A 23,220-nucleotide genomic window follows, 5' to 3' on the forward strand; every position below is an offset into this window, starting at 1 on the left:
TGAAGATGATTTTTCGGTAGAGAGGGTGACACACATGACTGAACAGGTCCATTTAGTAATTATTACCGGGATGAGTGGGGCCGGTAAAACGGTGGCCATGCAAAGCTTCGAAGACTTAGGCTACTTCTGTATTGATAACCTACCACCATCGCTACTGCCCAAGTTTTGGGATCTGGTACGCGAATCTGGCAAACTCAATAAGATTGCCCTAGTGATTGATCTACGGTCGCGAGCGTTTTACGACGAGATCGTGCGGATGCTAAACGACGTGGCGATCCACGGAACCATGCAGGCGCAGGTGTTGTTCCTCGACGCCTCCGACGAAGAACTGGTTTCCCGGTACAAGGAAACCCGGCGCTCACACCCGTTGGCCCGCAATGGCCGGGTCATGGAGGGAATTCAACGGGAACGGCACCTGCTGGCCCCCATTCGCCAGGCCGCTCAGTTGGTGATTGATACCACCAAGATTACGCCGCGCAAACTACGCGAAGAGATTTTTCATAACTACGAAACCGAAACGACCCAGACCTTCCACATCGAAGTGATGTCCTTTGGGTTTAAGTACGGGTTGCCGATCGACGCCGACATCGTGATGGACGTGCGGTTCTTGCCGAACCCGTACTATTTACCGGAGTTACGGGACCAGACGGGGTTAGACCAACCCGTGTACGATTACGTGATGAAGCAGCCCCAGACCGAGGCCTTTTACCAGCGCTTCCTGGAGCTCTTACAGTCCATCATGCCGGGGTATAAAAAGGAAGGCAAAGCTAACCTCACCATCGCCATTGGGTGTACCGGCGGCCAGCACCGTTCGGTTGCCTTGGCTCAGCGCATTGGGCAGGCACTCGGGGATCAGTACCCCGTCCACGTGACCCATCGCGATATTGAGAAGAGAAAGGAGTCCGCTAACCGCTCATGAGAGATCCTATGCATACCCACCGGCCGAAGATTGTCGTGATCGGTGGGGGAACCGGGTTACCCGTGATTCTGCGGAATCTACGGGACCAGAACGTCGACATCACCGCGGTCGTGACCGTGGCCGATGACGGCGGTTCCTCCGGCATTATTCGCCACTACGTCAACGTGGTGCCGCCTGGTGACATCCGTAACGTGATGGTGGCCTTGGCCGAGGTTCCCGATATTTATAAAGATTTGTTCCAGTATCGGTTTGAAACTACCGACGATTTCTTTGCCGGTCACGCGATTGGTAACCTGATTATCGCGGCGCTGTCCGAGATGAAGGGCGGTATTTTCGACGCGGTGCAAGAATTATCGCAACTGATGCGGGTGAATGGCCACATCTATCCGGCAGCCAACGAACCCTTGGAGTTACACGCGCAATTTGCCGATGGCAGTACCCTTAAAGGGGAGTCGGAAATCACGGCGGCTCACAAGCTGATTAAACGGGTGTGGGTCGAAACGAGTAATCACCACCAGCAACCCCACGCGGTTCAGCCCGTGATCGACGCTATCATGGATGCCGATCAGATTGTCTTAGGTCCGGGGAGCTTGTTTACCAGTATCCTGCCCAACCTAATGATCGAAAGCGTCGGCAACGCGGTGCGTAAGAGCCCGGCCGAAGTGGTCTACATCTGCAACATCATGACGCAAAAGGGTGAAACCGAAAACTTTACCGATGCCGATCATGTGCGGGTACTGAATCAACATTTAAACACTAACTTTATTGACACAGTCCTGGTCAACACCCGTAAGGTGCCGGACCAGTACATCGACTATCAACGGTGGGACGAAATGTCTCAACCAGTCCGTCACGATTTCCAAGGATTACGCGACCAAGGATGTCGGGTAATTTCGACGGACTTCTTACAATTACGCGATAACGGGGCGTTTCATAACGGTCAAGAGGTGGTCAGCGAACTGCTGAACCTGATTGGCCAGCCGCGTTACCGTATCGATCGGGGGTTTTAACCACATGTCTTATGCCAGCGAAGTCAAAAAAGAGCTGACCACGTTGGAGGTTCACCGGGACAATGCCAAGGCCGAATTAGTCGCCCTGATTCGGATGAACGGGGCCCTAGGCTTGGCCAATCACCACTTTGTCCTGAACGTTCAAACGGAAAACCCCGCCATTGCCCGCCGGATGTACCAACTGCTCAAGCAGTTCTACGATCTGGAAAGTGAATTATTGGTGCGGCGGAAAATGAAGCTGAAGAAAAATAACCTGTACATCGTGCGGGTCAAAACGGGCGTGACCGAGGTTTTATCGGATCTCGGCATCTTTGATGGGGTCCAGCTTTCCGAATCCGTTCCGGAAAGCATCTTAAAGTCCGACTTGCAGATGCGCTCGTACTTGCGAGGCGCTTTTTTGGCCGGCGGGTCGGTCAACAATCCGGAAACCAGTCGCTACCACCTGGAGATCTACTCCTTGTATGAGGAGCACAACCAGATGATTGCCAAAATGATGAACCAGTACAACTTAAATGCCCGGTCCATCGAGCGGCGTAGTGGGTACATCACCTACCTTAAGGGGGCCGAAAAGATTGCTGACTTTCTGTCATTAATCGGGGCCACCACGGCGATGTTGAAGTTTGAGGACGTCCGGATTATGCGCGATATGCGTAACTCGGTCAACCGGCTAGTTAACTGCGAGAACGCCAATCTGGACAAGGTAGCCAATGCCTCTACCCGTCAAATCGATAATATTCAGTACATCGAGGCGACCGTGGGGTTAGGGCAATTACCGACGAAGTTACGCGAGGTGGCGGAAACGCGTCTGGCGCACCGGGAAGTCAGTCTTAAGGAACTAGGCGATTTGGTACCCGGGGGACCGATTTCGAAATCCGGGATCAACCACCGGTTACGAAAGATTAACGATTACGCTAAGCAGTTACGCGAGGCATAGAGTGTGTTCAGGGGCGGTCAGCGGGCGAGCATTAACGTCATTTCGGTGATTAGCCTGGGCTTGGCTAATCGCCGAAATGGGGCTAAGCGGAACCCGTTGCCCCCTAAAAGCACGTTTCGGCGGCCGCAGATAGCGCCAACCTAAGAGTGTAATACCAACGTTACTACTAAAAATCAAAGACCGTTTCTCGGAGCTTAATTTCCGAGAAACGGTCTTTTTAGTCACTAGCGTGAAAAAAGAGTGGGTGCGCTTTCATTGCGGTCGTGCTATCATAATAGCAATAACTATGAGCTGGAGGTACAACTAATGCGAGCAATTATTACGGTGATCGGGCACGACCACGTGGGCATCGTGGCGGCGGTCGCTAACGAACTGTCCCAGCACGACATGAATATTGTCGATATTTCGCAAACCATCATGGACCAGAATTTTACCATGATGTTATTGAGTGAGTGGGACGAGGCTAATTTAAGCTTTGTGGCAGCCAAGCAATTGTTGGAACAGCTGGGTCAGGCCAACGATCTCACGATTCGTATTCAACGGCAGGCGGTTTTTGACGCCATCCAGAAGTTATAGGGGGCGGGCAGATGGAGAGTCGGTCAATTCTCGAAACGATTCAAATGATTGATGAGGAAAACCTGGATATTCGGACGATTACCATGGGGATTTCCCTGTTGGATTGTATCGATAGCGATGGGGCTAAGGCCCGCCAGAAGATTTACGATAAAATTACCACCAGCGCCAAGGACCTAGTCAAGGTGGCTGGTCAGATTCAAACGGAATACGGGATTCCCATCATTAATAAGCGGATTGCCGTGACACCGATTGCGTTGGTGGCGGCCGCTAGTGGTGATGCGGATTACGTCGCCTACGCGCAAACTATGGAACGAGCGGCCACAGCCATCGGAGTCGACCTGATTGGGGGCTTTTCCGCACTGGTCCAAAAGGGTTATCAAAGTGGGGATCGCAAGTTGATTGCCTCGATTCCACAGGCCTTAGCCGAAACCAGTCGGGTCTGCAGCTCGGTTAACATTGGGTCGACGCGGGCCGGCATCAACCTGGACGCGGTGGGTGAACTAGGCCGCATCATTAAGCAGACCGCGGCCATTGACCCCGTCAACTGCATGGGCCTGGTGGTCTTCGCCAATGCCGTGGAGGATAACCCCTTCATGGCGGGGGCCTTCCACGGGGTCGGGGAGGCCGACCGGATCATTAACGTTGGGATCAGTGGTCCCGGCGTGGTTAAACGAGCCTTAGAACAGGTTCGCGGCCAACGGATCGACGTGGTCTCCGAACAGATTAAGAAGACGGCCTTTAAGGTCACTCGAATGGGGCAGTTCGTGGGCAGTATCGCGTCGGAACGCCTGGGTGTCCCGTTTGGTATCGTTGACCTGTCGCTAGCGCCCACGCCGAACGAAGGGGACTCCGTGGCGGAAATTCTGGAGGAAATCGGTCTGGAAAGTGTCGGTGCGCCGGGGACCACAGCGGCCTTAGCACTCCTCAACGACGCCGTTAAAAAGGGTGGTGTGATGGCGTGTGAACACGTCGGCGGGTTGTCGGGGGCCTTTATCCCGGTTTCCGAAGATGCCGAAATGATTTGCGCCGTGCGGGCCGGTCGACTAGGTCTCGAGAAGCTGGAAGCCATGACGGCGGTCTGCTCCGTGGGGTTAGACATGATTGCCATCCCCGGTGGCACCAGTGCGGCCAGCATCAGCGGCATGATTGCCGATGAAGCGGCCATTGGGATGATCAACAATAAGACCACCGCGGTACGGGTCATTCCGGCACCGGGTAAAACGGTGGGGGATGAAGTCGAGTTTGGCGGTTTGTTTGGCCGCGCTCCGGTGATGCCCGTCAATGCTAGTCAACCCCAGGCCTTCATCGCGCGAGGTGGCCATATCCCGGCACCGATTCATTCGTTTAAAAACTAAACTAACTGAAGGCAATTATGAACGACAAAAAACGTTCCCGTCGATTGACGAGAACGTTTTTTATCGCAAGGAGTATGCGTAAATTACTTCTTTTGTTCGGAACTGTTGGTCATGATGTGATCGATCAGACCGTAATCAACGGCATCCTGGGCACTTAAGTAGTTGTCCCGTTCGGTGTCTTTGTTGATGCGTTCGATTGGTTGACCGGAGTTGTCCGCCAAGATTTGGTTGATCAACTTCCGGGTCTTCAAGATTTCACGCGCCGCAATTTCGATTTCGGTTTGTTGACCTTGAGCACCACCAGAAGGTTGGTGAATCATGACTTGGGCGTGTGGTAAGGCAAACCGCTTGCCCTTGGTCCCAGAGGAAGCCAAGACACTAGCCATGGAAGCCGCCATCCCCAACGTAATGGTTTGTACGTCGGATTGAATGAAGTTCATGGTATCGTAAATGGCTAACCCGGAAGAAACGACACCACCGGGCGAGTTGATATACAAGGAAATGTCCTTAGTGGAATCTTGGGCATCCAAGAAGAGCAATTGCGCGATGATGGCGTTGGCCATGTCATCTTCGATGGGGCCGGATAGCATGATGATCCGGTCTTTTAAAAGTCGTGAATAAATATCATAGGCCCGTTCGCCACGGGATGATTGTTCAATAACCGTTGGTACTAAATTCATGACAAGATAGCCTCCTTTGAATTTACATAGAATGGCTAGCAGTTTGCTAACATGTTGTCAGTGTACCGCTATGGTCAGAGTAGGTCAAACGAAATGACTTACTTGAGGACCAGAACCATTTAACTAGGGACTGTCTGAAAACTAAAAATTCAGGTATAATCTGAGGAAAAACGAATCGAGGCATTCCGATGACAACACCTAAACGATACGAACTGGAAGATGCTCAGTGGGACCGAATCAAAGGATACTTCCCGCCATACCGGACTGGCCGTCCATCAAGCCTAGACAACCGTACCGCCCTCAACGCTATCCTCTGGCTCATGCGCAGCGGGGCTCCTTGGCGTGATCTACCTGAACGCTATGGCTCTTGGAAAACGGTGTATAGTCGCTTCCGAGCCTGGGTAAGTTCAGGCTTGTTCGAACAGGTTTTTCTCGAATTGATTGACAATCCCGACATGGAAAACTTGAGCTTAGATTCAACGATCGTTCGAGCGCATCAAAAGGCCACTGGGGCAAAAAAAACGCCGAATGTATGGTCGAAAATCAAGCTATTGGACTAAGTCGAGGTGGCCGAACGACCAAGATTCACGCACTCGTTGACGGATTAGGGAATCCCTTGGGTTTTCGCCTAACAGGTGGTCAAGTACATGATAGCCAAGTTGCCAGTGAGTTGCTGGAAGGCTTCGATATTTCTCAATCAAATATTATCGCGGATAAAGCCTATGGCACCGCGAAACTTCGCCAGTATATTAAAGATAAAGCAGCCGTCTATACCATTCCGCCAAAGGAAAATACCAAAGACAAGTGGACCTGTGATTACCACGTTTATTGTGAGCGCCATTTGATTGAGAACTTCTTCAATCAGTTGAAGAACTTTCGTAGGATTGCAACGCGTTATGATAAGCTCGCTCATGTTTATCTGGCTACGGTTTACATTGCCTCAATTTGCATCTTACTTAAGTAGTTTTCAGACGGACCCTAGCCCCATCATAACAGAAAATGGGTAAACGTCACGTATTCTATCATCGAAAAACGACCGGTTGGGTCGCTAACGATGCCCGTTGTGTGCGTTGTGTTTACAAGGGAATGCGGCTATGGTGTACTAAAGACACAAAAGGGGGGATGGCTGTGCGGGTCCGCATCGAACAAGACGAAAATTTAACCACGCCGGAAGTGGTTTTGCGGGTGCCACCCCAAACGGCGGGGACGGCGGAACTGGTGGCCGCGCTTCAAGCGGCCGTAACGCCCCAACAGCTGACGCTCAGTCACCGGGGGAAGCAGGTCCGCGTCGCCATTGCGACCATCCTATTCTGTGAGGCGGCGGGTCACCAGGTCACGGTCCACACGGTTGACCAACTCTACACCACCCGTGAGCCTTTGTACCAGTTAGCCGAACGGTTACCCGATCAGTTTGTTCGGGCGTCCAAATCGGCCATCTTAAACCGGGATCAGGTGGCGTCACTGAGCAGGTCGCTAACGGGAAACTTGGTCAAGTTTCAGCAGTCGCATAAGCAATTGTACGTGTCTCGTCGCTATTACGGTGACGTTAAACGGGCATTAGAACGAAAGGGGTTCACAAAATGAGAACGAGTCGACGGTGGTTTTGGGGGAGCTTCTTTATCGTGGGAGCCGTGGTATTGGTCTTGAGTCAGCTAGGAATCTTACCTTATCAGTTTGGTTTCTGGCGGATTTTATTCGCGATTTTTCTGGTGGCGATCGTGGTCTTTAGCCTGGCCCACCGGGGAATCACCGGGACGGTCTTTGGTCTGGCAGCGTTAGCCATCTTGTTTGCCAAGCCGTTGGGGATCACGGCGCTGGGACCGTGGACCATCCTGGGCGTGGCTTTACTGGTGACCATTGGGTTGTCGTTAATTTTGAATCCGCATCATTATTTTAACTACCATTATCAGTATCATCAGCAAAGTAGTTGGCATCACGGGCGGCAGACCACGGAACGGATGACTACGGATGAGGCCCAAACGCGGGTCAGCGTTAACATGGGCAGTGGCATTCGGTACCTCCAGTCGCAGGACTTTCAACGCGCCGATGTGTGGGTGCGAATGGGTGACGCCAAGCTGTACTTCGATGATGTTCGGCTGAATCCGGCCGGTGCGGTCATTAACCTTGACGTGTCGTTGGGCGGTGCGGAACTGTACCTTCCCCGGACTTGGCCGGTGAAAATCGCGGTTGATTCGAGCCTGGGTGGCGTCGAGGAGAAGGGCAGTCACACCCCTGGTGATGGGCCCACGGTCGTCATTCAGGGCCGAATATCGTTATCGGGACTGACCGTGATTTACGTCTAAATCTAAAATTACCCCTTGAATTTCAAACGGGAGTCGGGTATAGTGGTTAATGTTCTGTTAAGGACATCAGCGCTATGCGCCCGTAGTGTAATGGATCGCACGTAAGATTCCGGTTCTTGAAATGGGGGTTCGATTCCCTCCGGGCGCATCACAAAAAGCCGTCACTCAGTTGAGTGGCGGCTTTTTTTAGCTTTCAGAATCAACTTTTAGGTTTGTAATCGCCAGCGTTTCGTTCGCTGGTCAAGTTAATGGCTAAAGCTGGGTATCCAGGTCCACTAGCCGGATGAGCTCGTTGACCAACGTGACCACGTAGGTCGCATTCGCCGTGGTGACCACCGAAGGCAACTGTGCTAGCGTAGCGGCAGAATAGTGGAGGATGACCACGTCTTCGCCGTCATCGAAGCGGACGACGGGGAGGTTTACGGTCTGGGAACTATAGGTTTGGGCCCAGACACGGCACTGCACGATGTGGTGCCGCGGCGTGATCGTTTGTAATGTGGCGTACTCCCGTAAGTGCAGGGCCGAAGCGGAATCGTGCCAGAGAGCGTAAAAGTGGTCTAAGGCCAGGAGAATAGCGGCTAATTGTTGAGAATTGGTGCGAGGCATTATTGTTCACTTCCTTAATGGATTAAGTATGAGGATATAGGGAGTGGCTGGCTAGGTCTAAATTTAACCAAAATGGGAAGAAATTTAACCACTGGCGGTCTTCTGTACGGGAAAGTTCACGGTGAAACAACGTAAAAAAGCCACCGGCAGAGCCGGTGGCTGAAAATTAGGCTTTAGTTTTAGATTTAGGTCGAATGCGGTCCCAATGTTGCCGGAGGGGTACCGCGATGACGGGAGCGACCAGAACGTCTAAAATCAGTTCGGGAACGGCGTTGGTCAGCAGGGAGATCATCAGCACATACCCCAACGTTTGGTTTCCTGTGGCCCCGAAGGCGTGGGCGACGGCCGGTGTTTGATAGAAGACATAGACCAGGCCAAGGACGAGTAGACTGTTGATGAGCGCGGCACATGCGGCGGCTAGGCGCATCGAACGGTGCATGCCCCAGTGGCGCTGACGGGCCCAACGATAGAGATAACCGGCACCCATGCCCATGAGTAAACGAGGAAGAATGGATACCAACGGATTGGTAAAGACCAAGGGGGCGACGGGACTGGTCGGCCAGGCAAAGGCACGAATGAAGGTGATCAGCCCCCAAGTACCGCCAATCAGCGCGCCGTCACCGGGACCTAAGGCGACCCCCGCAACGATGACGGTTAACCCAATCAACGTCATACTGAACGGACCGAAGGGAATGTAGCCTAAAAATGGTAGAATATTCTGTAATAAAATAATCGCAATTAATAAAGCGTCGATTACCAGGCGAAACGTTTTTTCGTGCGTCATGGTCCGAACTCCCAACATAAATTAATGTGGTGATGGTGAAGCTGCGGCATTAACGGGAAATTCCGGAACACCGCGCGTGGTTATTATAGCATGATTTTTATAGAAGCAACGGGATAAAGTGTGCGGCGAGGGTGGGGGCCACCGGATGATAATTTAAAAAGGACCTTGTATTTTTATTCAAAATCGGTTATAGTAGTTAAGTGTTGTTGAGCACAGCAACTATGCGCCCGTAGTGTAATGGATCGCACGTAAGATTCCGGTTCTTGAAATGGGGGTTCGATTCCCTCCGGGCGCATCACAGTAATTGAACGGTGGTCGGGACAAGGGTTCCGACCTTTTTTGTTGGGTCGCCTAACTGGCGAGAACCCTAGTTGGGGCGGGCCTGGTCGCTCGAACGGTCGGTTACCGGAAATTCCCGGGGGGAATAACTTGCTATTTTAACGGAGTGGGGCTTATAATGGCACAGTAAGTTAGGTTAGCGTAACGTTGACCGATATTTTTTTGGATCAGGTGGGCGAATTTCTGCCACCCTGGTCGACTAGTGTCCCACTAGGAGGTAAGTTGGATGCAAGACGAATGGCAATGGGTCGAGGCAATTGTTCCCCAGATGGTTAGTAAGCTGACCACGCGCTTTCGGGTGCTGCAGGGGATTGCCAATCTCCAGCCGGTTGGCCGCCGGACCTTGGCTAACCAGCTCGCTTGCACCGAACGGACTGTCCGCACCACCACCGACGCGTTAGCGACCCTGGGCTTCATTCAGATGACGGTCAAGGGAATGCAGCTCACGCCGGATGGTCACCGGATCTTAACGGGGTTGACCCCCGTGATGGCGACCTTAACCGGCCGGCAGCAGCAAGAGCAGGAACTGGCCCAACGACTGGGGATTGCTCACTGTACCATCGTGCCGGGCGACAGCTCCCAAGCGAACGGCTCGCTGAGCGGGTTGGCGCAGGCCGCTAAGGGGGTCTTGGCCGATCAATTACCGACTGGCCCCAGCACTGTAGCGGTGATGGGGGGACATACCATGGCCACCGTGGCGGCGAGTCTGACACCGTCGTTAAGCAATCAACGGCAGTTGCTCTTTGTTCCCGCACGTGGGGGCATTGGTGAGACACCGGAAATTCAGGCCAATGCGGTGAGTGCGCAGATGGCCCAACGGACTAACGGTCAATTTCGATCGTTGTATGTTCCCGAGCAACTGAACACCCAAACTTACAAGTCGTTATTTGCAGAACCGGCGATCCACACGGTCCTCCAGCTGATCGACCAAAGTACCGTGGTGGTCCACGGTATTGGTCAGGCACTGGCGATGGCGCGGCGTCGGAACATTGCGCCCGACGTGATTGCTGACCTGAATGCTGCCCATGCGGTTGGAGAAGCCTTTGGGGTTTTCTTCGATGCTCAAGGGCACGTGGTCAGTGAACTGCCACGAATTGGTCTAGGTATCGCCGACTTAACTACTAAGCCGTTGGTGATTGCCGTGGCCGGGGGGTCCGAAAAGGGAACCGCGATTCAGGCGTACATGCATTTAGCGCCAGCTCAAACTTGGTTGGTGACCGACCAAGGAGCTGCTGACTTTGTTTTAAAAAAGTGATACACTTCAGCTGTACTGCTTTTTAAAAAATATCTTTGTTTTGCTTCCTGAAGGAGGAAATCACAGTATGACTGTAAAGATTGGTATTAATGGTTTCGGCCGTATCGGTCGTTTGGCTTTCAAGCGGATTCACGAACTTCACTCTAACGACATTGAAGTTGTCGCTATCAACGATTTAACGACGCCTTCCATGTTGGCTTACTTACTGAAGTACGACTCAACCCATGGTCGTTTCCCTGGCGAAGTTTCGTCCACGGACAAGGGCATCGTCGTTGACGGTAAGGAATACCCTGTTTACGCTGAACCAAAGGCTCAAGACATTCCTTGGGTTAAGAACGATGGGGTTGACTTCGTTCTCGAATGTACCGGTTTCTACACTTCCGAAGAAAAGGCTCACGCCCACATCGATGCCGGTGTTAAGCGGGTTCTGATCTCCGCACCAGCTGGTCCTATCACGACCGTTGTTCCTGGTGTTAACTTGGACGTCTTGACTAAGGACGATGTCATTGTTTCTGCCGGTTCTTGCACCACGAACTGCTTGGCACCAATGGCTTACTTCTTAAACGAAGAATTCGGTATCAAGGCCGGAACGATGACCACGATCCACGCCTTCACTTCTACCCAAATGATTTTGGATGGCCCTCGTGGCAAGAAGATGCGGAACAACCGGACGGCTTCCGTCAACACGATCCCTCACTCTACTGGTGCCGCTAAGGCTATCGGCTTGGTTATCCCTGACTTACAAGGTAAGTTACAAGGCCATGCTCAACGTGTCGGTGTCGTTGATGGTTCCTTGACTGAATTAGTGACTGTCCTTGACAAGAAGGTCACCGCTGACGAAATCAACGAAGCAATCAAGAAGCACACTGAAAACAACGACGCCTTCGGTTACAACGGCGACGAAATCGTTTCCACTGATATTATCGACGATCCTCACGGTTCCGTCTTTGACCCAACCCAAACGGAAGTTACCACTGCCGGTGATACTCAATTGGTTAAGACCGTTGCTTGGTACGATAACGAATGGGGCTTCACTTGCAACATGGTTCGTACTTTATTACGGTTCGCAACTCTTTAATCAGAGCGTTGCCGCGTGATTAAGCGCGTCATAAAAGTTACGCAAAAACGCGGCGGGGGAGGGTCTTCCTCGACGCGTTTTTGATTGTCCCGGTGAAATTAGGAGAAGTCCTTTGAAATTCACGGGTAAGTGCTGTATATTGTGAAAGTAATCATTTTGGTCATCAATTGAAGGAGGATTTTCTAAATTGGCGAAATTAACGGTTTCTGATTTAGAGTTAAAGGGCAAAAAAGTCCTCATGCGTGTCGACTTTAACGTTCCCATCAAAGACGGTGTGATTGGCAACGACAACCGGATCGTGGCAGCATTGCCAACCATCAAGTACGTTATCGAACACGGTGGTAAGGCCATCTTACTGTCCCACTTGGGTCGGGTTAAGAAGGAAGAAGACAAGCCAGGTCTGTCCATGCGTCCAGTCGCGGAACGGCTCTCTAACTTGTTAAACAAGCCAGTGACTTTCGTACCAACGACGGAAGGTCAACAACTGGAAGACGCCATTAACGGCTTAAGTGACGGCGATGTTTTAGTCATGGAAAACACCCGTTACGAAGACGTAAAGGACGGCGAATACGTCAAGCGTGAATCCGGTAACGACCCTGAATTGGGCAAGTACTGGGCTTCACTGGGTGACGTCTTTGTTAACGATGCGTTCGGGACGGCTCACCGTTCTCACGCGTCGAACGTCGGCATTGCCTCGAACATGGCCCAAACCGCTGCTGGTTTCTTAATGGAAAAGGAAATCAAATTCATCGGTGGCGCCGTCGACAATCCAGAACACCCATTTGTCGCCATCTTAGGTGGGGCTAAGGTTTCTGATAAGATTGGCGTGATCGACAACTTACTGTCCAAGGCTGACAAGGTCTTGATCGGTGGGGGAATGACCTACACCTTCTACGCTGCTAAGGGCATGAAGATTGGGAACTCCTTAGTTGAAAAGGACAAGATTGACTTAGCCAAGGAAATCTTGGACAAGGCTGGCGATAAGCTGGTATTGCCTGTGGACTCCGTGGTTGCCGAAAAGTTCGACAACGATGCTGCTCACAAGACGGTCGATGGTGATATTCCGGATGGGTACATGGCCCTAGACATCGGACCAAAGTCCATCAAGGAATTCGAAGACGTTCTGAAGACGGCTAAGACCGTTGTTTGGAACGGCCCAATGGGTGTCTTCGAAATGAGTAACTACGCCGAAGGAACGTTAGAAATCGGTAAGTTCTTGGGGACGTTAAGTGACGCCAAGACGATCGTGGGTGGTGGGGATTCCACTGCCGCCGTTCAACAACTCGGTGTGGCTGACAAGTTATCCCACATCTCCACTGGTGGTGGGGCTTCCCTCGAATACCTCGAAGGTAAGACGTTACCAGGGATTGCGGCCATTTCTGACAAGTAATCTAAATACCGTCAAGCCGTGGTGGGAACATCACGGCTTTTTGGTTAGGTGCAGCTGAAAGGGCTTTTACTGGTAGATTGGCGGAAAGTCCGGTAAGATGATGAAGCGTAAGCAATTTTATGTTAAAGGGGCGGATTAGGTTGCGGATACCACTGATTGCAGGGAATTGGAAGATGAATAAGTCGGTTGCAGAAGCCCGCGCGTTTGTCACCGCGGTGCAGGGCAAGTTACCGGCACCCGATAAGGTGGAAACGGCAGTAGCGGCGCCGGCGTTGTTTTTGGAAACGATGTTGGAAGCCAACGTGGATCAGGTTTTGCGGATTGCTGCAGAAACCTGTTATTACGAAGATGAGGGGGCCTATACGGGGGAGATTAGCCCTAAGGCACTGCACCAGATGGCGATTCCCTATGTCATTTGTGGCCATTCGGAACGGCGGCGGTACTTTAACGAGACCGATGACGTCATCAACCGGAAGGTCCAAGCGGTTTTTCGCAACGGGATGACCCCCATCGTCTGCTGTGACGAAACCATGGGTCGGCGCGAGTCTGGTGAAAAAATTCACTGGGTGGTCAACCAAGTCAGTGCAGCGCTGAAGGGCGTGAGTGCCGAAGACGCGGCCCGCATTGTGGTGGCCTACGAACCTAGTTGGGCTATCGGTAGCGGGACCTCTGCGTCGTCCGACCAGGCCGAAGAAGGGTGTTACTTGATTCGCCAAACTTTGGCCGATATTTATTCGGATGACCTGGCTAACGGCATCCGGGTGCTGTACGGTGGAAGTGTGAAACCGGATAACATCGCGGGGTTGATGGCTCGGGGAAACATCGACGGTGTTTTGGCTGGGGGCTCTAGTCTGACCGAAGACTCGTTTATTCAACTAGCAAACTATCAAAATTTGGAAAACTAACAAAATATAATTGAAAGTTCAAAGTTAAACTTATAGAATGTAACGTGGGATGGGCGTTTTGTTCCCGTGAAGTCAAACTTTCATAAGGAGAGAATACAATGTCACTGATTACTGATATTTACGCACGCGAAGTCTTAGACTCTCGTGGTAACCCAACTGTTGAAGTTGAACTCTACACCGAAGCTGGTGCTATGGGCCGGGGGATCGTTCCTTCTGGTGCCTCCACTGGTGAACACGAAGCCGTTGAACTTCGTGATGGTGACAAGAGCCGTTTCATGGGCAAGGGTGTTACCAAGGCCGTTGACAACGTTAACAAGCTGATTGCTAAGGAAATCGTCGGCTACGATGTCACGGACCAACGTGGTATCGACCAAGCCATGATCGACTTAGATGGTACGCCAAACAAGGGCAAATTAGGTGCCAACGCCATTTTGGGTGTCTCCTTAGCTGCTGCACGGGCTGCTACTGACGAATTAGAAATGCCTCTGTACAACTACTTGGGCGGTTTCAATGGTCACGTACTGCCAACGCCAATGATGAACGTGATCAACGGTGGGAAGCACGCCAACAACAAGGTTGACTTCCAAGAATTCATGATCATGCCCGTTGGTGCGAAGAGTGTCAAGGAAGCCATCCGGATGGGTTCCGAAACTTTCCACAACTTGAAGTCAATCTTGAACGATGAAGGTTACTCCACTGCCGTCGGTGACGAAGGTGGGTTTGCTCCTGACTTGAAGAACAACGAAGAACCATTCGAAATCTTGGTTAAGGCGATCAAGCAAGCCGGCTACGTGCCTGGTAAGGATGTTGCCATTGCCTTTGACTGTGCTTCTTCCGAATTCTACAATGCTGACACTAAGAAGTACGAATTAGTGGGTGACGGCAAGAGCTACACCGCTGAAGAATTCGTTACCTTACTTGAAGGCATCGTTGACAAGTACCCAGTTGTTTCCATCGAAGACCCACTGGATGAAAACGAATGGGAAGACTGGCAAATGGCTACCAAGCGCCTGGGCAAGAAGGTCCAAATCGTCGGGGATGACTTATTCGTTACCAACACGGACTACCTGGCTAAGGGGATCAAGATGGGCGTTGCCAACTCCATCTTAATCAAGCTGAACCAAATCGGGACTTTGACGGAAACCGTTGAAGCCGTTGAAATGGCTAAGCAAGCTGGTTACACGGCCGTGATTTCTCACCGTTCTGGTGAAACCGAAGATACGACCATCGCTGACTTGGTTGTGGCCTTAAACGCTGGCCAAATCAAGACTGGTTCGATGAGCCGTGGCGAACGGATCGCGAAGTACAACCAATTAATGCGGATCGAAGACAACTTGGGTAAGACGTCCGAATACAAGGGGATTCACTCCTTCTACAACTTGGACCAAGATGCGCGTGAAGCCATCATCAACAAGTAATTTGATCTTACTGAACTTTAAAATGGGATTTCCTCTGTAATGAGGGAATCCTATTTTTTTTGCCAAAAAATGACCGGTAATTTGCGGAAGTACCAGCAAAGGAGGCGTCAGAATGGTGAAATTAAAACGGATGATTGGGTTAGTCGGCATTACGCTGTTGGGAAGTTGGGGTAGTTACGCCATGCCGGTGCAAGCGGCCGCTCAACCGGCAAAGATCACGGTTGCGGTTAGTTACTACGTTACGGGGACGGATAGTGATCAACTAAGGCCCACGACACGACTGTTTAAAACGGTGAATCAAACCGTGCGCGTGGGAGAGCCGGTACCGGGCCTGCCAGAATTAGCGGCGTTGAAGCGAGCGGATGCGCAGCAAGCTGTGGCGGGTGGTCAAACAACCGTGCGGGTAGATTACGCGGGAACCCAAAGTGCGGGGGTCCACATCGATTATTATCAGAAGGGGAACCCCACTCCCCTCAGTCACTCGGCCGTGGTGACGGGGAACTCGCATTTAACTTTAGGGGGCCATCCGGCATTTAAACTACCGTCGGGGTATCAATTGAGTCACCCAGAGGACCAGAACCGGGTGGTGTTGACGGCCCTACCAAAGTGGCGGATTGAGGTGCAGCCCGTTCCAACCGCTGGTAATTTGGGATCAGGGGGTTCCAGTTCATCGGCTCCCGGTCAACTAGGATCGGCGACGGGGACAGTCAACGGTCCTCAGCCGCCCGCGCAGCCGGAATCTAATTTGTCTGGCAAGCCGCATCCTACCACTGGGACAGAACAACCAGCGTCGCGGCCCCAGTCCTCGGTGACAAATACTCACCGGCCGACGGGGCCCCTCGGCCAACACTTAGAACCAAGCACGCAGGGGAGGGGGCCCCAATTGGAGCAACCGACACCGGTTCTCCCCGCGGTTGCGACCGTTTCGCGGCCAGCGACAGTCGCAAAAAAGCACCCAAGTGATCCGGCCCTCGACCATGTGCCACTGACCGCAATGGTGCCCGCCACGACCAGACCGGGCCACCACGCTAAGTCGTCAGTAACCCACAGACGGGGACGGACTGGGTCACAGCCGAAATTACGGCACCGGGCCACCCGGTTAGCCGAGGGAGAACGGCTGACGGCCCCGCGGCTGCCGCGTACGGGTAGTCAATCGTCAGCCGCGAGATGGGGTGGCCTGCTGCTTTTAGCCACTACCTTAACCAGCACCCTAGTTTATCGTCGTTTTCGCTAAGCTTTCCGAAATTCTGTGCTACACTAAAATGTAGACAGAAAAACGGGGAGGAACACGAAACATGCAACAGCAACCAGCAACGCGTCACGACTTTACTCGGGTTCAGGCTATCGGCTTCGGCGGATTGGTCGGTATCGGGGCGGGGGTCGTGGTAAGTGCGTTTCGATTAAGTATTGAACAACTCCTCAAACTCATGCAAACCACGTACGGTTGGCTCGGGGGACACCCATGGTGGTTGTTGCCCTGGGCTATTTTATTGGTTTTAATGGCGATTTTTGTTGGGCGCCTGGTCAAGCGGACACCCATGATTAAGGGTTCGGGGATTCCGCAGGTTGAAGGTCAATTGGCGGGAGAGATGGACTACCCGTGGTGGCCTGTCCTCTGGAAAAAGTTTGTGGGTGGCATCTTAGGCATTGGTTCCGGCCTCTTTCTGGGACGGGAAGGACCGTCGATTCAACTGGGCGGTACCGTCGTGCAGGGGATGGCTGAGCGATTTAATTTTAATGGTCGCCAGCGGCGTTTACTGATTGCGGGGGGCGCTGCTGCCGGGTTGTCTGCGGCCTTTAACGCGCCCATTGCTTCCACCCTCTTTATTCTGGAAGAGGTGTATCATAGCTTCTCCACGTTAGTGTGGATCACGTCACTGACCAGCGCGGTAGTCGCCGACTTCATCTCCAGTGAGGTCTTTGGGCTAACGCCGGTCCTGCACATCGCCTATCAGCACGCCTTGCCGCTAAAGTATTACGGGCTATTGTTAATTCTAGGCGTGGGGCTGGGCCTACTGGGCTACGTCTACCAACTGGGAACGCTAAATGGTGGCAAGTTGTACGCTAAGTTGACCTGGTTACCCGCCCACCTGAACGGCATTATTCCGTTTCTCCTAGTGATTCCCATTGGCCTGCTCTGGCCGGAAACGCTGGGTGGGGGGAATCAGATGATTGTGTCGTTTGCTCAGCATACGCCGCTCCTGGTTCCCTTAATCGGCTACTTCGGGCTACGGTTAATCTTTTCCATGGTAAGTTACGGGTCCGGCCTCCCAGGGGGGATTTTTTTGCCCATCCTGACGTTAGGTGCGTTGTTGGGGGCGATTGGAGCGCGAAGTTTCGTTCTGCTGGGGTGGTTACCCGCCGTTTTTATCGCGAACTTTATGATTTACGCGATGGCGGGATACTTTGCCGGCATCTCCAAGGCGCCGTTTACGGCGATTCTGTTGATTACCGAAATGGTGGGGAGCTTGCAACACCTTTTACCGTTAGCGGTGGTCGCCATCGTGGCGTACATTACCGTGGATATCTTAGGTGGGGCGCCCATCTACGAAGCCATGCTGGAGAAAATGGTTACACCGGCGGATCCCGATGCGCACGGCCTATCTGATCGCGTGGAATATCCTATCGGCGAAGATTCTACGTTGGTTGAACGGCAAGTGCGTGACATTAAGTGGCCCCAAGGCGCCCTGTTAGTTGGTGTGCGACGGGGAGAACGGCAGGTCATTCCTCACGGCGATACGCTATTGCGCGCCGGCGATATTTTGATTATTCTAACCTATCAGCATAATCGGGCCTACGTTCGTCAACAAATGCGTCGGCTAGACGGTTAAGCGGGGTTTTTAGGCCTGGGGCTGGTAAAAAGCAGTCGATTATGATAGATTAAGGGGAGTATAGTTAGACCTATTCGGTAGGTAGGAGGCAAATTTGTGTATAATTTTTTAATGACCTGTATTCTAATTGTCAGTGTTTTAATTATCATTGCGGTTATGATGCAGCCTGCTAAGACGAACGATGCGTTGTCAGCACTGTCCGGTGGTGCCGACGACCTCTTTGCAAAGCAAAAGCCGCGAGGGTTCGAAGCCTTCATGCAAAAAGTGACCGTCGTCTTAGGGATCATCTTCTTTGCGCTGGCAATGGCTTTAGTATATCTATCTTCACATTAGAGATGCAGCCTCCTGTCCGTTTTACTAAGCAGGGGGCTTTTTAGTTAAAACTGTCGTGGCCTGAAAATGACCCCGGCAGAATCGCAGTACAGACTATCTTCGATAGCGGAAAGCGGTGGTTTGACATGATTCGAAAACCAGTCCCGCTCTTCTTTGAGCAGGGCCCTCACGCAGTAATTTTATTGCACGCTTATTCGGGTAGCTCTAACGACATGCGCTTGCTAGCACGTAAGTTGCAAAGCGAGCAGTATACGGTTCTCGCGCCAATCCTCACGGGGCACGCGACCGGGGATCCCGCCGATATTTTGCGGGATGGCTCACCACAACGCTGGTGGCAAGATACCCGCGATGCGATTGCTTTCTTACGAGAACGTGGGTACCAACAAATTGCCATCTTTGGTCTCTCGCTGGGCGGCCTGTTTGCCACCCGGGCGTTACTAGAAGACCCGCAACTAGTGGGGGGCGGCACGATTGCGTCACCCGTGATCTTTCGGGGCCAGACGCGCGTTCCGACCGCGTTTATTGAGATGGCGCGCGCCACGTACCGCGCCCAGCACATTGTGGGGGCGGCACAGGACCAAAAAGTGGCGTGGTTGCAAGCTCACCTGAACGCGCAGTTAACGGCGATTCAGGCCTTTGCGGATACCACGGCCACCCATCTACGGGACATTCACCAACCGGTTTTCATTGCGCAGGGCGACGCCGATCAAATGATCGATCCGCGCTCGGGCCAATGGTTGGCGGCGGCCTATCCCGCTGATCAAATTGATTATCATCAGTACGTCGGCGCAGGTCACGTGTTGACCGTCAATTCGGCCCACCATGCGCTTGAGACGGATATTTTAGCGTTTTTACACCCAATCTTTGAAAAACAATGAGGAATTTATAGTGCAAGATAATTTAAAAGCAGATTTAACAGCGTTTTTCCGCGCACATGCGGATCAAACCTATACCGTTGAGGACATTTCGGATGCCCTCCATTACCACGGGTCAGCGGCATTTAAGCTGATCGTCCAAGAACTCGCGCAGCTCGAGCGGGATGGCTTAGTACAAGTCACCGACCGCGGGCATTTTCAACTGGATCCGAGCCAAAAGGTCTTAACCGGGATTTTCCACGGTAACGACAAGGGCTTCGGGTTCGTGGCTTACGACGAAAACAAGGTGGAACCCGATGCCTACATCGCGCCGGATAACACCATGCGGGCCCTAAACGGCGACACGGTCAAGATTGAAATTGTCCGGGCTGGCGACCCCCGTACGGGTAAGGGTCCCGAAGGTAAGGTTATCGAGATCGTTGAACGACACTACGAACAAGTCGTTGGTGAGTTCATGCAGACCGATGACGATGCCGGCTACGTAGGCCAAGTCCGCCTAACGGACAAGAAGTTACTCAAGTACAAGTTCTACATCACCGCCGTGGGTTTGAAGCCAACGCCCGGTGAGGTTGTGACGGCCGAAATCACGGAATACCCTAACGATGCGCATCCCGATGCCATGGTGGGGATTGCCAAGCAGGTCATCGGGAGCGTTGATGACCCGGGGATCGACATCTTACAAATCGTTTACCAACACAACATTCCGGCTGAATTTCCGGAAGATGTGATGCAAGCGGCCGATGAAATTCCGGATCACGTGTTGCCCGAAGAAATGCAGGGACGAGAAGACGTCACGAACCAGAACCTGGTAACCATCGATGGCGAGTCTTCTAAAGACTTGGACGATGCCGTGACTGCCTGGAAGTTGCCTAATGGGAACTACCACTTAGGGGTCCACATTGCCGACGTGTCGCATTACGTGACACCAGGCTCGTTGATCGATAAGGAAGCCTACAAGCGGGGCACGTCCGTTTACCTGACTGACCGGGTGATTCCAATGTTACCCCGGCGGTTATCGAACGGTATTTGCTCGCTGAACGAGGGCGAATTGCGGTTATGTATGAGTTGTGACATGGAAATCGACCCAGAAGGTAACGTGGTCAAGCACCGGATTCACCCGTCCGTGATGCGCTCGAAGGCCCGGATGACCTACACGGCCGTTAACCAAATCCTGGAAGCCCACGATGCGGTGACCATGGACCGTTACAAGGAATTAGTCCCAATGTTTGAAGACATGGGCGACTTACACCGAATCTTACTCAAGCACCGGAAGAACCGGGGGGCCATTGATTTTGATGACCGCGAAGCCGAAATCATCGTGGACGACAAGGGCCACGCAATCGACGTGAAGTTACGGACGCGGGGTCTGGCAGAACGGATGATCGAATCCTTCATGCTGGCCGCGAACGAAACCGTCGCGGAACACTACTTCCGCGCTAAGGTGCCGTTCCTATACCGGGTCCACGAAACGCCAGATGGCGACCGGGTCCGCAGCTTCTTCGAATTCTTGACGGCCTTCGGAATCAACGTCAAGGGTGACCCGAACCACTTGCGGCCAAAGATGATGCAAGGCATCTTAAAGCAGGTCGCTGGTAAGCCGGAAGAAGCCATGGTCTCGGTTATGATGCTGCGGAGCTTGAAGCAAGCGCGGTACAGTGACCAATCCCTGGGACACTTCGGGTTGGGGGCAGAATTCTACACCCACTTTACCTCACCAATTCGGCGGTACCCAGATACCATGGTGCACCGGATGATTCACTACTACGAAGACCACGGAATCAACGATGCGTCGAAGCAAGTCTTCGCACCAGTTCTGGAAGAAATCGGGGTCCACACTTCCGAAATGGAACGGCGGGCAATCGATGCTGAACGGGATACGAACGACATGAAGATGGCTGAATACATGGCGGACCACGTCGGCGAAGAATTTGACGCCGTGGTCAGTTCCGTGATGAAGTTCGGGATGTTCGTCGAATTACCGAACACCATCGAAGGTCTGATTCACATTAGCCGGATGCAAGATGACTACTACGAATACGTCGAGAAGTACCTGGCCTTGGTTGGCCGCAACACGCGGCGGACTTACCGGATCGGCCAACCTATTCGGGTTAAGGTCATTCACGTGGATAAGGAACAAAGTGAAATTGACTTTGAATTGTTAAATCCAGAAGACGCGCCGGTTAGCGACCTCTTGCCGCACCGGGAACACCGCTCCCGTGGTGGTGGTCGTTTCGGTAACAACCGGAACAACCAACACGGTAACGGCGGTCACAACGGTGGCAATGGCGGGAACCGTAATCACCGCAATGGTGGTAACGGCGGTAACCGCAACAACGGTGGCGCCGGTCACCGTAATAACAATAATAATCACCGGTCCTCGGACCACCGCGGGAACGCCGGGAATAACCACCGCAACACGAATCACGGCGGTGGACAACACCGGAACTCGCAAAACGGGAACCGGCACTAAGCGAGGTGGATACCTTTGGCTAAACGGAAACCGAAAAAGACTCCGGATAACCAACTCGCGCAAAACCGTAAGGCCCGGCATGACTATACCGTGACCGAAACGGTCGAAGCGGGCTTGGTGTTAACCGGGACCGAAATTAAGTCGATGCGGGAACGGCGAATCACCTTACAGGATGGGTTCGCCCAGATTCGTAACGGCGAAGCCTGGTTGATGAACGTACACATTAGTGAGTACGCGCAAGGCAACCAGTTTAACCACGATCCGTTGCGAAATCGTAAATTACTGCTCCACAAAAAACAAATCAAGCGTTTGGGTTTGGCGACACAGGACAAGGGGGTTACCCTGATTCCGTTGAAGGTCTATCTCAAGCACGGGTTTGCGAAGGTCTTGATCGGGGTCGCTCACGGGAAACGTGAGTATGATAAGCGTGAATCCCTGAAGCGACGCGAGCAGGATCGGCAGATTGCCCGGGTCATGAAACATTATTAACCATCAAAAAAGTCTGAGACTGCGGTCCCAGACTTTTTTGCGCTATATTGGTTGATTGAATGGGGCTAATCGCCCTTGGGGTCCCGTTCGTGGGTGACGAAGGGAGCGACTTCCGACGACAGGCCGGGAGCCCAGCCCCGGTTCTTTAAGGGGTTTAAACGGCGTTGTTGGTGCTTGGCCCAGCGATCGAGGATGGCGGCCAGGCAGACCACTAGGGCTTCGTGATCGGGTTGGTCGACTGCTAACGAAATGGTTTGACCGTCTGCCGAGACCGGCGCGATGTTGGCAATCAATTCGCGCCCGTGAAAAATACGAAAACGCCCACTATTCAGGTTACCCATGATGACCCAGTTAAGCCCGCGGACGAACAGCACCTCACGAATCACGCCGAAGGTTTTGCTGACGTGGCCGACGGGTTGTCGGTGGTAGAGCAACCGAAACCGGGGCAGGAGGCCTAACGATTCCTGGCGAACTTCGGCTTCGAGTGAGCCATCGATCAAGTAAACGGTTAAGACGTCGGCCCGGAGGCCCCATTTGCCGACCAGAAGGTAGCACGACTGATTTTGAGCATCGCGAATCACCGTGGTCGCGCGGGCCGACAGGGCAGCTTGATTGAGATACAGTTGACGCATGGGGCACCTCCAATAACGAATTTGTTGCGTAATTGCAA

Annotated in this window: 23 protein-coding genes and 2 tRNA genes; 21 read left to right on the forward strand and 4 right to left on the reverse strand. The window is 52.7% G+C overall.

Translation table 11 applies throughout. The features are described 5' to 3' along the window. The first annotated feature begins 34 nt into the window (after window positions 1-34). The 5 genes from rapZ (at window position 35) to RI501_RS04660 (ending at window position 4,794) form a co-directional block, all read left to right on the forward strand. Window positions 35-919, forward strand: coding sequence for an RNase adapter RapZ (gene rapZ, locus RI501_RS04640; RefSeq protein WP_313820567.1), 885 nt, complete (start codon window positions 35-37; stop codon window positions 917-919). After that, window positions 916-1,929: a gluconeogenesis factor YvcK family protein gene (locus RI501_RS04645; protein ID WP_313820568.1), complete on the forward strand. Its 1,014-nt coding sequence runs from the start codon at window positions 916-918 to the stop codon at window positions 1,927-1,929. Before rapZ ends, RI501_RS04645 begins: the two co-directional genes overlap by 4 nt. A 4-nt stretch (window positions 1,930-1,933) precedes the next feature. Next, a complete protein-coding gene (gene whiA / locus RI501_RS04650; protein ID WP_057731112.1) occupies window positions 1,934-2,863 on the forward strand; it encodes a DNA-binding protein WhiA in 930 nt (309 codons plus the stop codon). 306 nt (window positions 2,864-3,169) lie between these two features. After that, window positions 3,170-3,439 (forward strand): ACT domain-containing protein, encoded by a 270-nt coding sequence (locus tag RI501_RS04655; protein WP_057731110.1) that lies wholly within the window; start codon window positions 3,170-3,172, stop codon window positions 3,437-3,439. Between the two features lie 11 nt (window positions 3,440-3,450). Then, entirely contained in the window at window positions 3,451-4,794 is a 1,344-nt protein-coding gene (locus RI501_RS04660) for a PFL family protein (RefSeq protein ID WP_313820569.1), read from the forward strand. A gap of 83 nt (window positions 4,795-4,877) precedes the next feature. Here the strand turns inward: RI501_RS04660 and clpP are convergent, their stop codons facing one another. After that, the gene (gene clpP / locus RI501_RS04665) at window positions 4,878-5,474 is read right to left on the reverse strand and encodes an ATP-dependent Clp endopeptidase proteolytic subunit ClpP (protein WP_057731106.1); all 597 of its coding nucleotides are present in this window, start codon (window positions 5,472-5,474) and stop codon (window positions 4,878-4,880) included. Window positions 5,475-5,662: 188 nt separating this feature from the next. Between clpP and RI501_RS04670 the strand changes: the two genes are divergently transcribed. From RI501_RS04670 to RI501_RS04685, 4 genes are all read left to right on the forward strand, one after another. Next, a protein-coding gene (locus RI501_RS04670; protein WP_096109514.1) for an IS5-like element ISLpl3 family transposase occupies window positions 5,663-6,438 on the forward strand; the annotation gives its coding sequence in 2 pieces (ribosomal slippage) (window positions 5,663-5,987 and window positions 5,987-6,438; 777 coding nt in all). Window positions 6,439-6,596: 158 nt separating this feature from the next. Continuing rightward, complete coding sequence (locus RI501_RS04675; RefSeq protein WP_313820570.1) at window positions 6,597-7,058, forward strand: LytTR family DNA-binding domain-containing protein; 462 nt, start codon at window positions 6,597-6,599, stop codon at window positions 7,056-7,058. Next, window positions 7,055-7,777 carry a LiaF transmembrane domain-containing protein gene (locus RI501_RS04680; RefSeq protein ID WP_313820571.1) on the forward strand — a complete coding sequence of 241 codons (723 nt, stop codon included), beginning with the start codon at window positions 7,055-7,057 and terminating at the stop codon, window positions 7,775-7,777. Before RI501_RS04675 ends, RI501_RS04680 begins: the two co-directional genes overlap by 4 nt. A 76-nt stretch (window positions 7,778-7,853) precedes the next feature. Further along, window positions 7,854-7,925 (forward strand) — tRNA-Arg (locus RI501_RS04685). A gap of 104 nt (window positions 7,926-8,029) precedes the next feature. Here the strand turns inward: RI501_RS04685 and RI501_RS04690 are convergent. Together RI501_RS04690 and RI501_RS04695 are read right to left on the reverse strand one after the other, a co-directional pair. Beyond that, window positions 8,030-8,383 carry a hypothetical protein gene (locus RI501_RS04690; RefSeq protein ID WP_313820572.1) on the reverse strand — a complete coding sequence of 118 codons (354 nt, stop codon included), beginning with the start codon at window positions 8,381-8,383 and terminating at the stop codon, window positions 8,030-8,032. Window positions 8,384-8,549: 166 nt separating this feature from the next. After that, the gene (locus RI501_RS04695) at window positions 8,550-9,167 is read right to left on the reverse strand and encodes an ECF transporter S component (protein ID WP_313820573.1); all 618 of its coding nucleotides are present in this window, start codon (window positions 9,165-9,167) and stop codon (window positions 8,550-8,552) included. 223 nt (window positions 9,168-9,390) lie between these two features. On the opposite strand from RI501_RS04695, the gene RI501_RS04700 reads away from it, so the two are divergent. The 12 genes from RI501_RS04700 (at window position 9,391) to smpB (ending at window position 22,550) form a co-directional block, all read left to right on the forward strand. Continuing rightward, window positions 9,391-9,462 (forward strand) — tRNA-Arg (locus RI501_RS04700). Between the two features lie 270 nt (window positions 9,463-9,732). Next, window positions 9,733-10,761, forward strand: a complete 1,029-nt coding sequence (locus tag RI501_RS04705) for a sugar-binding transcriptional regulator (RefSeq protein WP_313820574.1) — start codon at window positions 9,733-9,735, stop codon at window positions 10,759-10,761. A 67-nt stretch (window positions 10,762-10,828) separates the two neighbouring features. Beyond that, on the forward strand, window positions 10,829-11,839 hold the full coding sequence (gene gap, locus RI501_RS04710) for a type I glyceraldehyde-3-phosphate dehydrogenase (protein WP_313820575.1): 1,011 nt from the start codon (window positions 10,829-10,831) through the stop codon (window positions 11,837-11,839). A 187-nt stretch (window positions 11,840-12,026) separates the two neighbouring features. Beyond that, a complete protein-coding gene (locus RI501_RS04715) occupies window positions 12,027-13,229 on the forward strand; it encodes a phosphoglycerate kinase (protein ID WP_313820576.1) in 1,203 nt (400 codons plus the stop codon). 140 nt (window positions 13,230-13,369) lie between these two features. Then, window positions 13,370-14,134: a triose-phosphate isomerase gene (gene tpiA / locus RI501_RS04720; RefSeq protein ID WP_313820577.1), complete on the forward strand. Its 765-nt coding sequence runs from the start codon at window positions 13,370-13,372 to the stop codon at window positions 14,132-14,134. 98 nt (window positions 14,135-14,232) lie between these two features. Beyond that, the gene (gene eno / locus RI501_RS04725) at window positions 14,233-15,552 is read left to right on the forward strand and encodes a phosphopyruvate hydratase (protein ID WP_313820578.1); all 1,320 of its coding nucleotides are present in this window, start codon (window positions 14,233-14,235) and stop codon (window positions 15,550-15,552) included. Between the two features lie 112 nt (window positions 15,553-15,664). Continuing rightward, complete coding sequence (locus RI501_RS04730) at window positions 15,665-16,786, forward strand: hypothetical protein (RefSeq protein ID WP_313820579.1); 1,122 nt, start codon at window positions 15,665-15,667, stop codon at window positions 16,784-16,786. Window positions 16,787-16,847: 61 nt separating this feature from the next. Beyond that, complete coding sequence (locus tag RI501_RS04735) at window positions 16,848-18,383, forward strand: ClC family H(+)/Cl(-) exchange transporter (RefSeq protein ID WP_313820580.1); 1,536 nt, start codon at window positions 16,848-16,850, stop codon at window positions 18,381-18,383. A gap of 96 nt (window positions 18,384-18,479) precedes the next feature. Beyond that, a complete protein-coding gene (secG, locus tag RI501_RS04740) occupies window positions 18,480-18,716 on the forward strand; it encodes a preprotein translocase subunit SecG (protein ID WP_057731090.1) in 237 nt (78 codons plus the stop codon). A gap of 125 nt (window positions 18,717-18,841) precedes the next feature. After that, the gene (locus RI501_RS04745) at window positions 18,842-19,594 is read left to right on the forward strand and encodes an alpha/beta hydrolase (protein WP_313820581.1); all 753 of its coding nucleotides are present in this window, start codon (window positions 18,842-18,844) and stop codon (window positions 19,592-19,594) included. Window positions 19,595-19,604: 10 nt separating this feature from the next. Then, a complete protein-coding gene (gene rnr / locus RI501_RS04750) occupies window positions 19,605-22,061 on the forward strand; it encodes a ribonuclease R (RefSeq protein WP_313820582.1) in 2,457 nt (818 codons plus the stop codon). 15 nt (window positions 22,062-22,076) lie between these two features. After that, the gene (gene smpB, locus RI501_RS04755; protein ID WP_313820583.1) at window positions 22,077-22,550 is read left to right on the forward strand and encodes an SsrA-binding protein SmpB; all 474 of its coding nucleotides are present in this window, start codon (window positions 22,077-22,079) and stop codon (window positions 22,548-22,550) included. A 65-nt stretch (window positions 22,551-22,615) separates the two neighbouring features. Here the strand turns inward: smpB and RI501_RS04760 are convergent, their stop codons facing one another. Further along, window positions 22,616-23,182 carry an LURP-one-related/scramblase family protein gene (locus RI501_RS04760; protein ID WP_313820584.1) on the reverse strand — a complete coding sequence of 189 codons (567 nt, stop codon included), beginning with the start codon at window positions 23,180-23,182 and terminating at the stop codon, window positions 22,616-22,618. Between the last annotated feature and the right edge of the window lie 38 nt (window positions 23,183-23,220).

It is taken from the genome of Levilactobacillus zymae (assembly GCF_032190635.1).
Classification (GTDB): Bacteria; Bacillota; Bacilli; order Lactobacillales; family Lactobacillaceae; genus Levilactobacillus; species Levilactobacillus zymae_A.

What these genes read in the sequence shown, in the direction of transcription:
- RI501_RS04745 (WP_313820581.1), top strand. Translation starts at nt 18,842, where the DNA reads ATGATTCGAAAACCAGTCCCGCTCTTCTTTGAGCAGGGCCCTCACGCA.
- RI501_RS04695 (WP_313820573.1), bottom strand. Translation starts at nt 9,167, where the DNA reads ATGACGCACGAAAAAACGTTTCGCCTGGTAATCGACGCTTTATTAATT.
- RI501_RS04705 (WP_313820574.1), top strand. Translation starts at nt 9,733, where the DNA reads ATGCAAGACGAATGGCAATGGGTCGAGGCAATTGTTCCCCAGATGGTT.
- RI501_RS04735 (WP_313820580.1), top strand. Translation starts at nt 16,848, where the DNA reads ATGCAACAGCAACCAGCAACGCGTCACGACTTTACTCGGGTTCAGGCT.
- gap (WP_313820575.1), top strand. Translation starts at nt 10,829, where the DNA reads ATGACTGTAAAGATTGGTATTAATGGTTTCGGCCGTATCGGTCGTTTG.
- rapZ (WP_313820567.1), top strand. Translation starts at nt 35, where the DNA reads ATGACTGAACAGGTCCATTTAGTAATTATTACCGGGATGAGTGGGGCC.
- eno (WP_313820578.1), top strand. Translation starts at nt 14,233, where the DNA reads ATGTCACTGATTACTGATATTTACGCACGCGAAGTCTTAGACTCTCGT.
- RI501_RS04660 (WP_313820569.1), top strand. Translation starts at nt 3,451, where the DNA reads ATGGAGAGTCGGTCAATTCTCGAAACGATTCAAATGATTGATGAGGAA.
- RI501_RS04680 (WP_313820571.1), top strand. Translation starts at nt 7,055, where the DNA reads ATGAGAACGAGTCGACGGTGGTTTTGGGGGAGCTTCTTTATCGTGGGA.
- clpP (WP_057731106.1), bottom strand. Translation starts at nt 5,474, where the DNA reads ATGAATTTAGTACCAACGGTTATTGAACAATCATCCCGTGGCGAACGG.
- RI501_RS04675 (WP_313820570.1), top strand. Translation starts at nt 6,597, where the DNA reads ATGGCTGTGCGGGTCCGCATCGAACAAGACGAAAATTTAACCACGCCG.
- RI501_RS04760 (WP_313820584.1), bottom strand. Translation starts at nt 23,182, where the DNA reads ATGCGTCAACTGTATCTCAATCAAGCTGCCCTGTCGGCCCGCGCGACC.
- whiA (WP_057731112.1), top strand. Translation starts at nt 1,934, where the DNA reads ATGTCTTATGCCAGCGAAGTCAAAAAAGAGCTGACCACGTTGGAGGTT.
- RI501_RS04690 (WP_313820572.1), bottom strand. Translation starts at nt 8,383, where the DNA reads ATGCCTCGCACCAATTCTCAACAATTAGCCGCTATTCTCCTGGCCTTA.
- RI501_RS04655 (WP_057731110.1), top strand. Translation starts at nt 3,170, where the DNA reads ATGCGAGCAATTATTACGGTGATCGGGCACGACCACGTGGGCATCGTG.
- RI501_RS04645 (WP_313820568.1), top strand. Translation starts at nt 916, where the DNA reads ATGAGAGATCCTATGCATACCCACCGGCCGAAGATTGTCGTGATCGGT.
- RI501_RS04730 (WP_313820579.1), top strand. Translation starts at nt 15,665, where the DNA reads ATGGTGAAATTAAAACGGATGATTGGGTTAGTCGGCATTACGCTGTTG.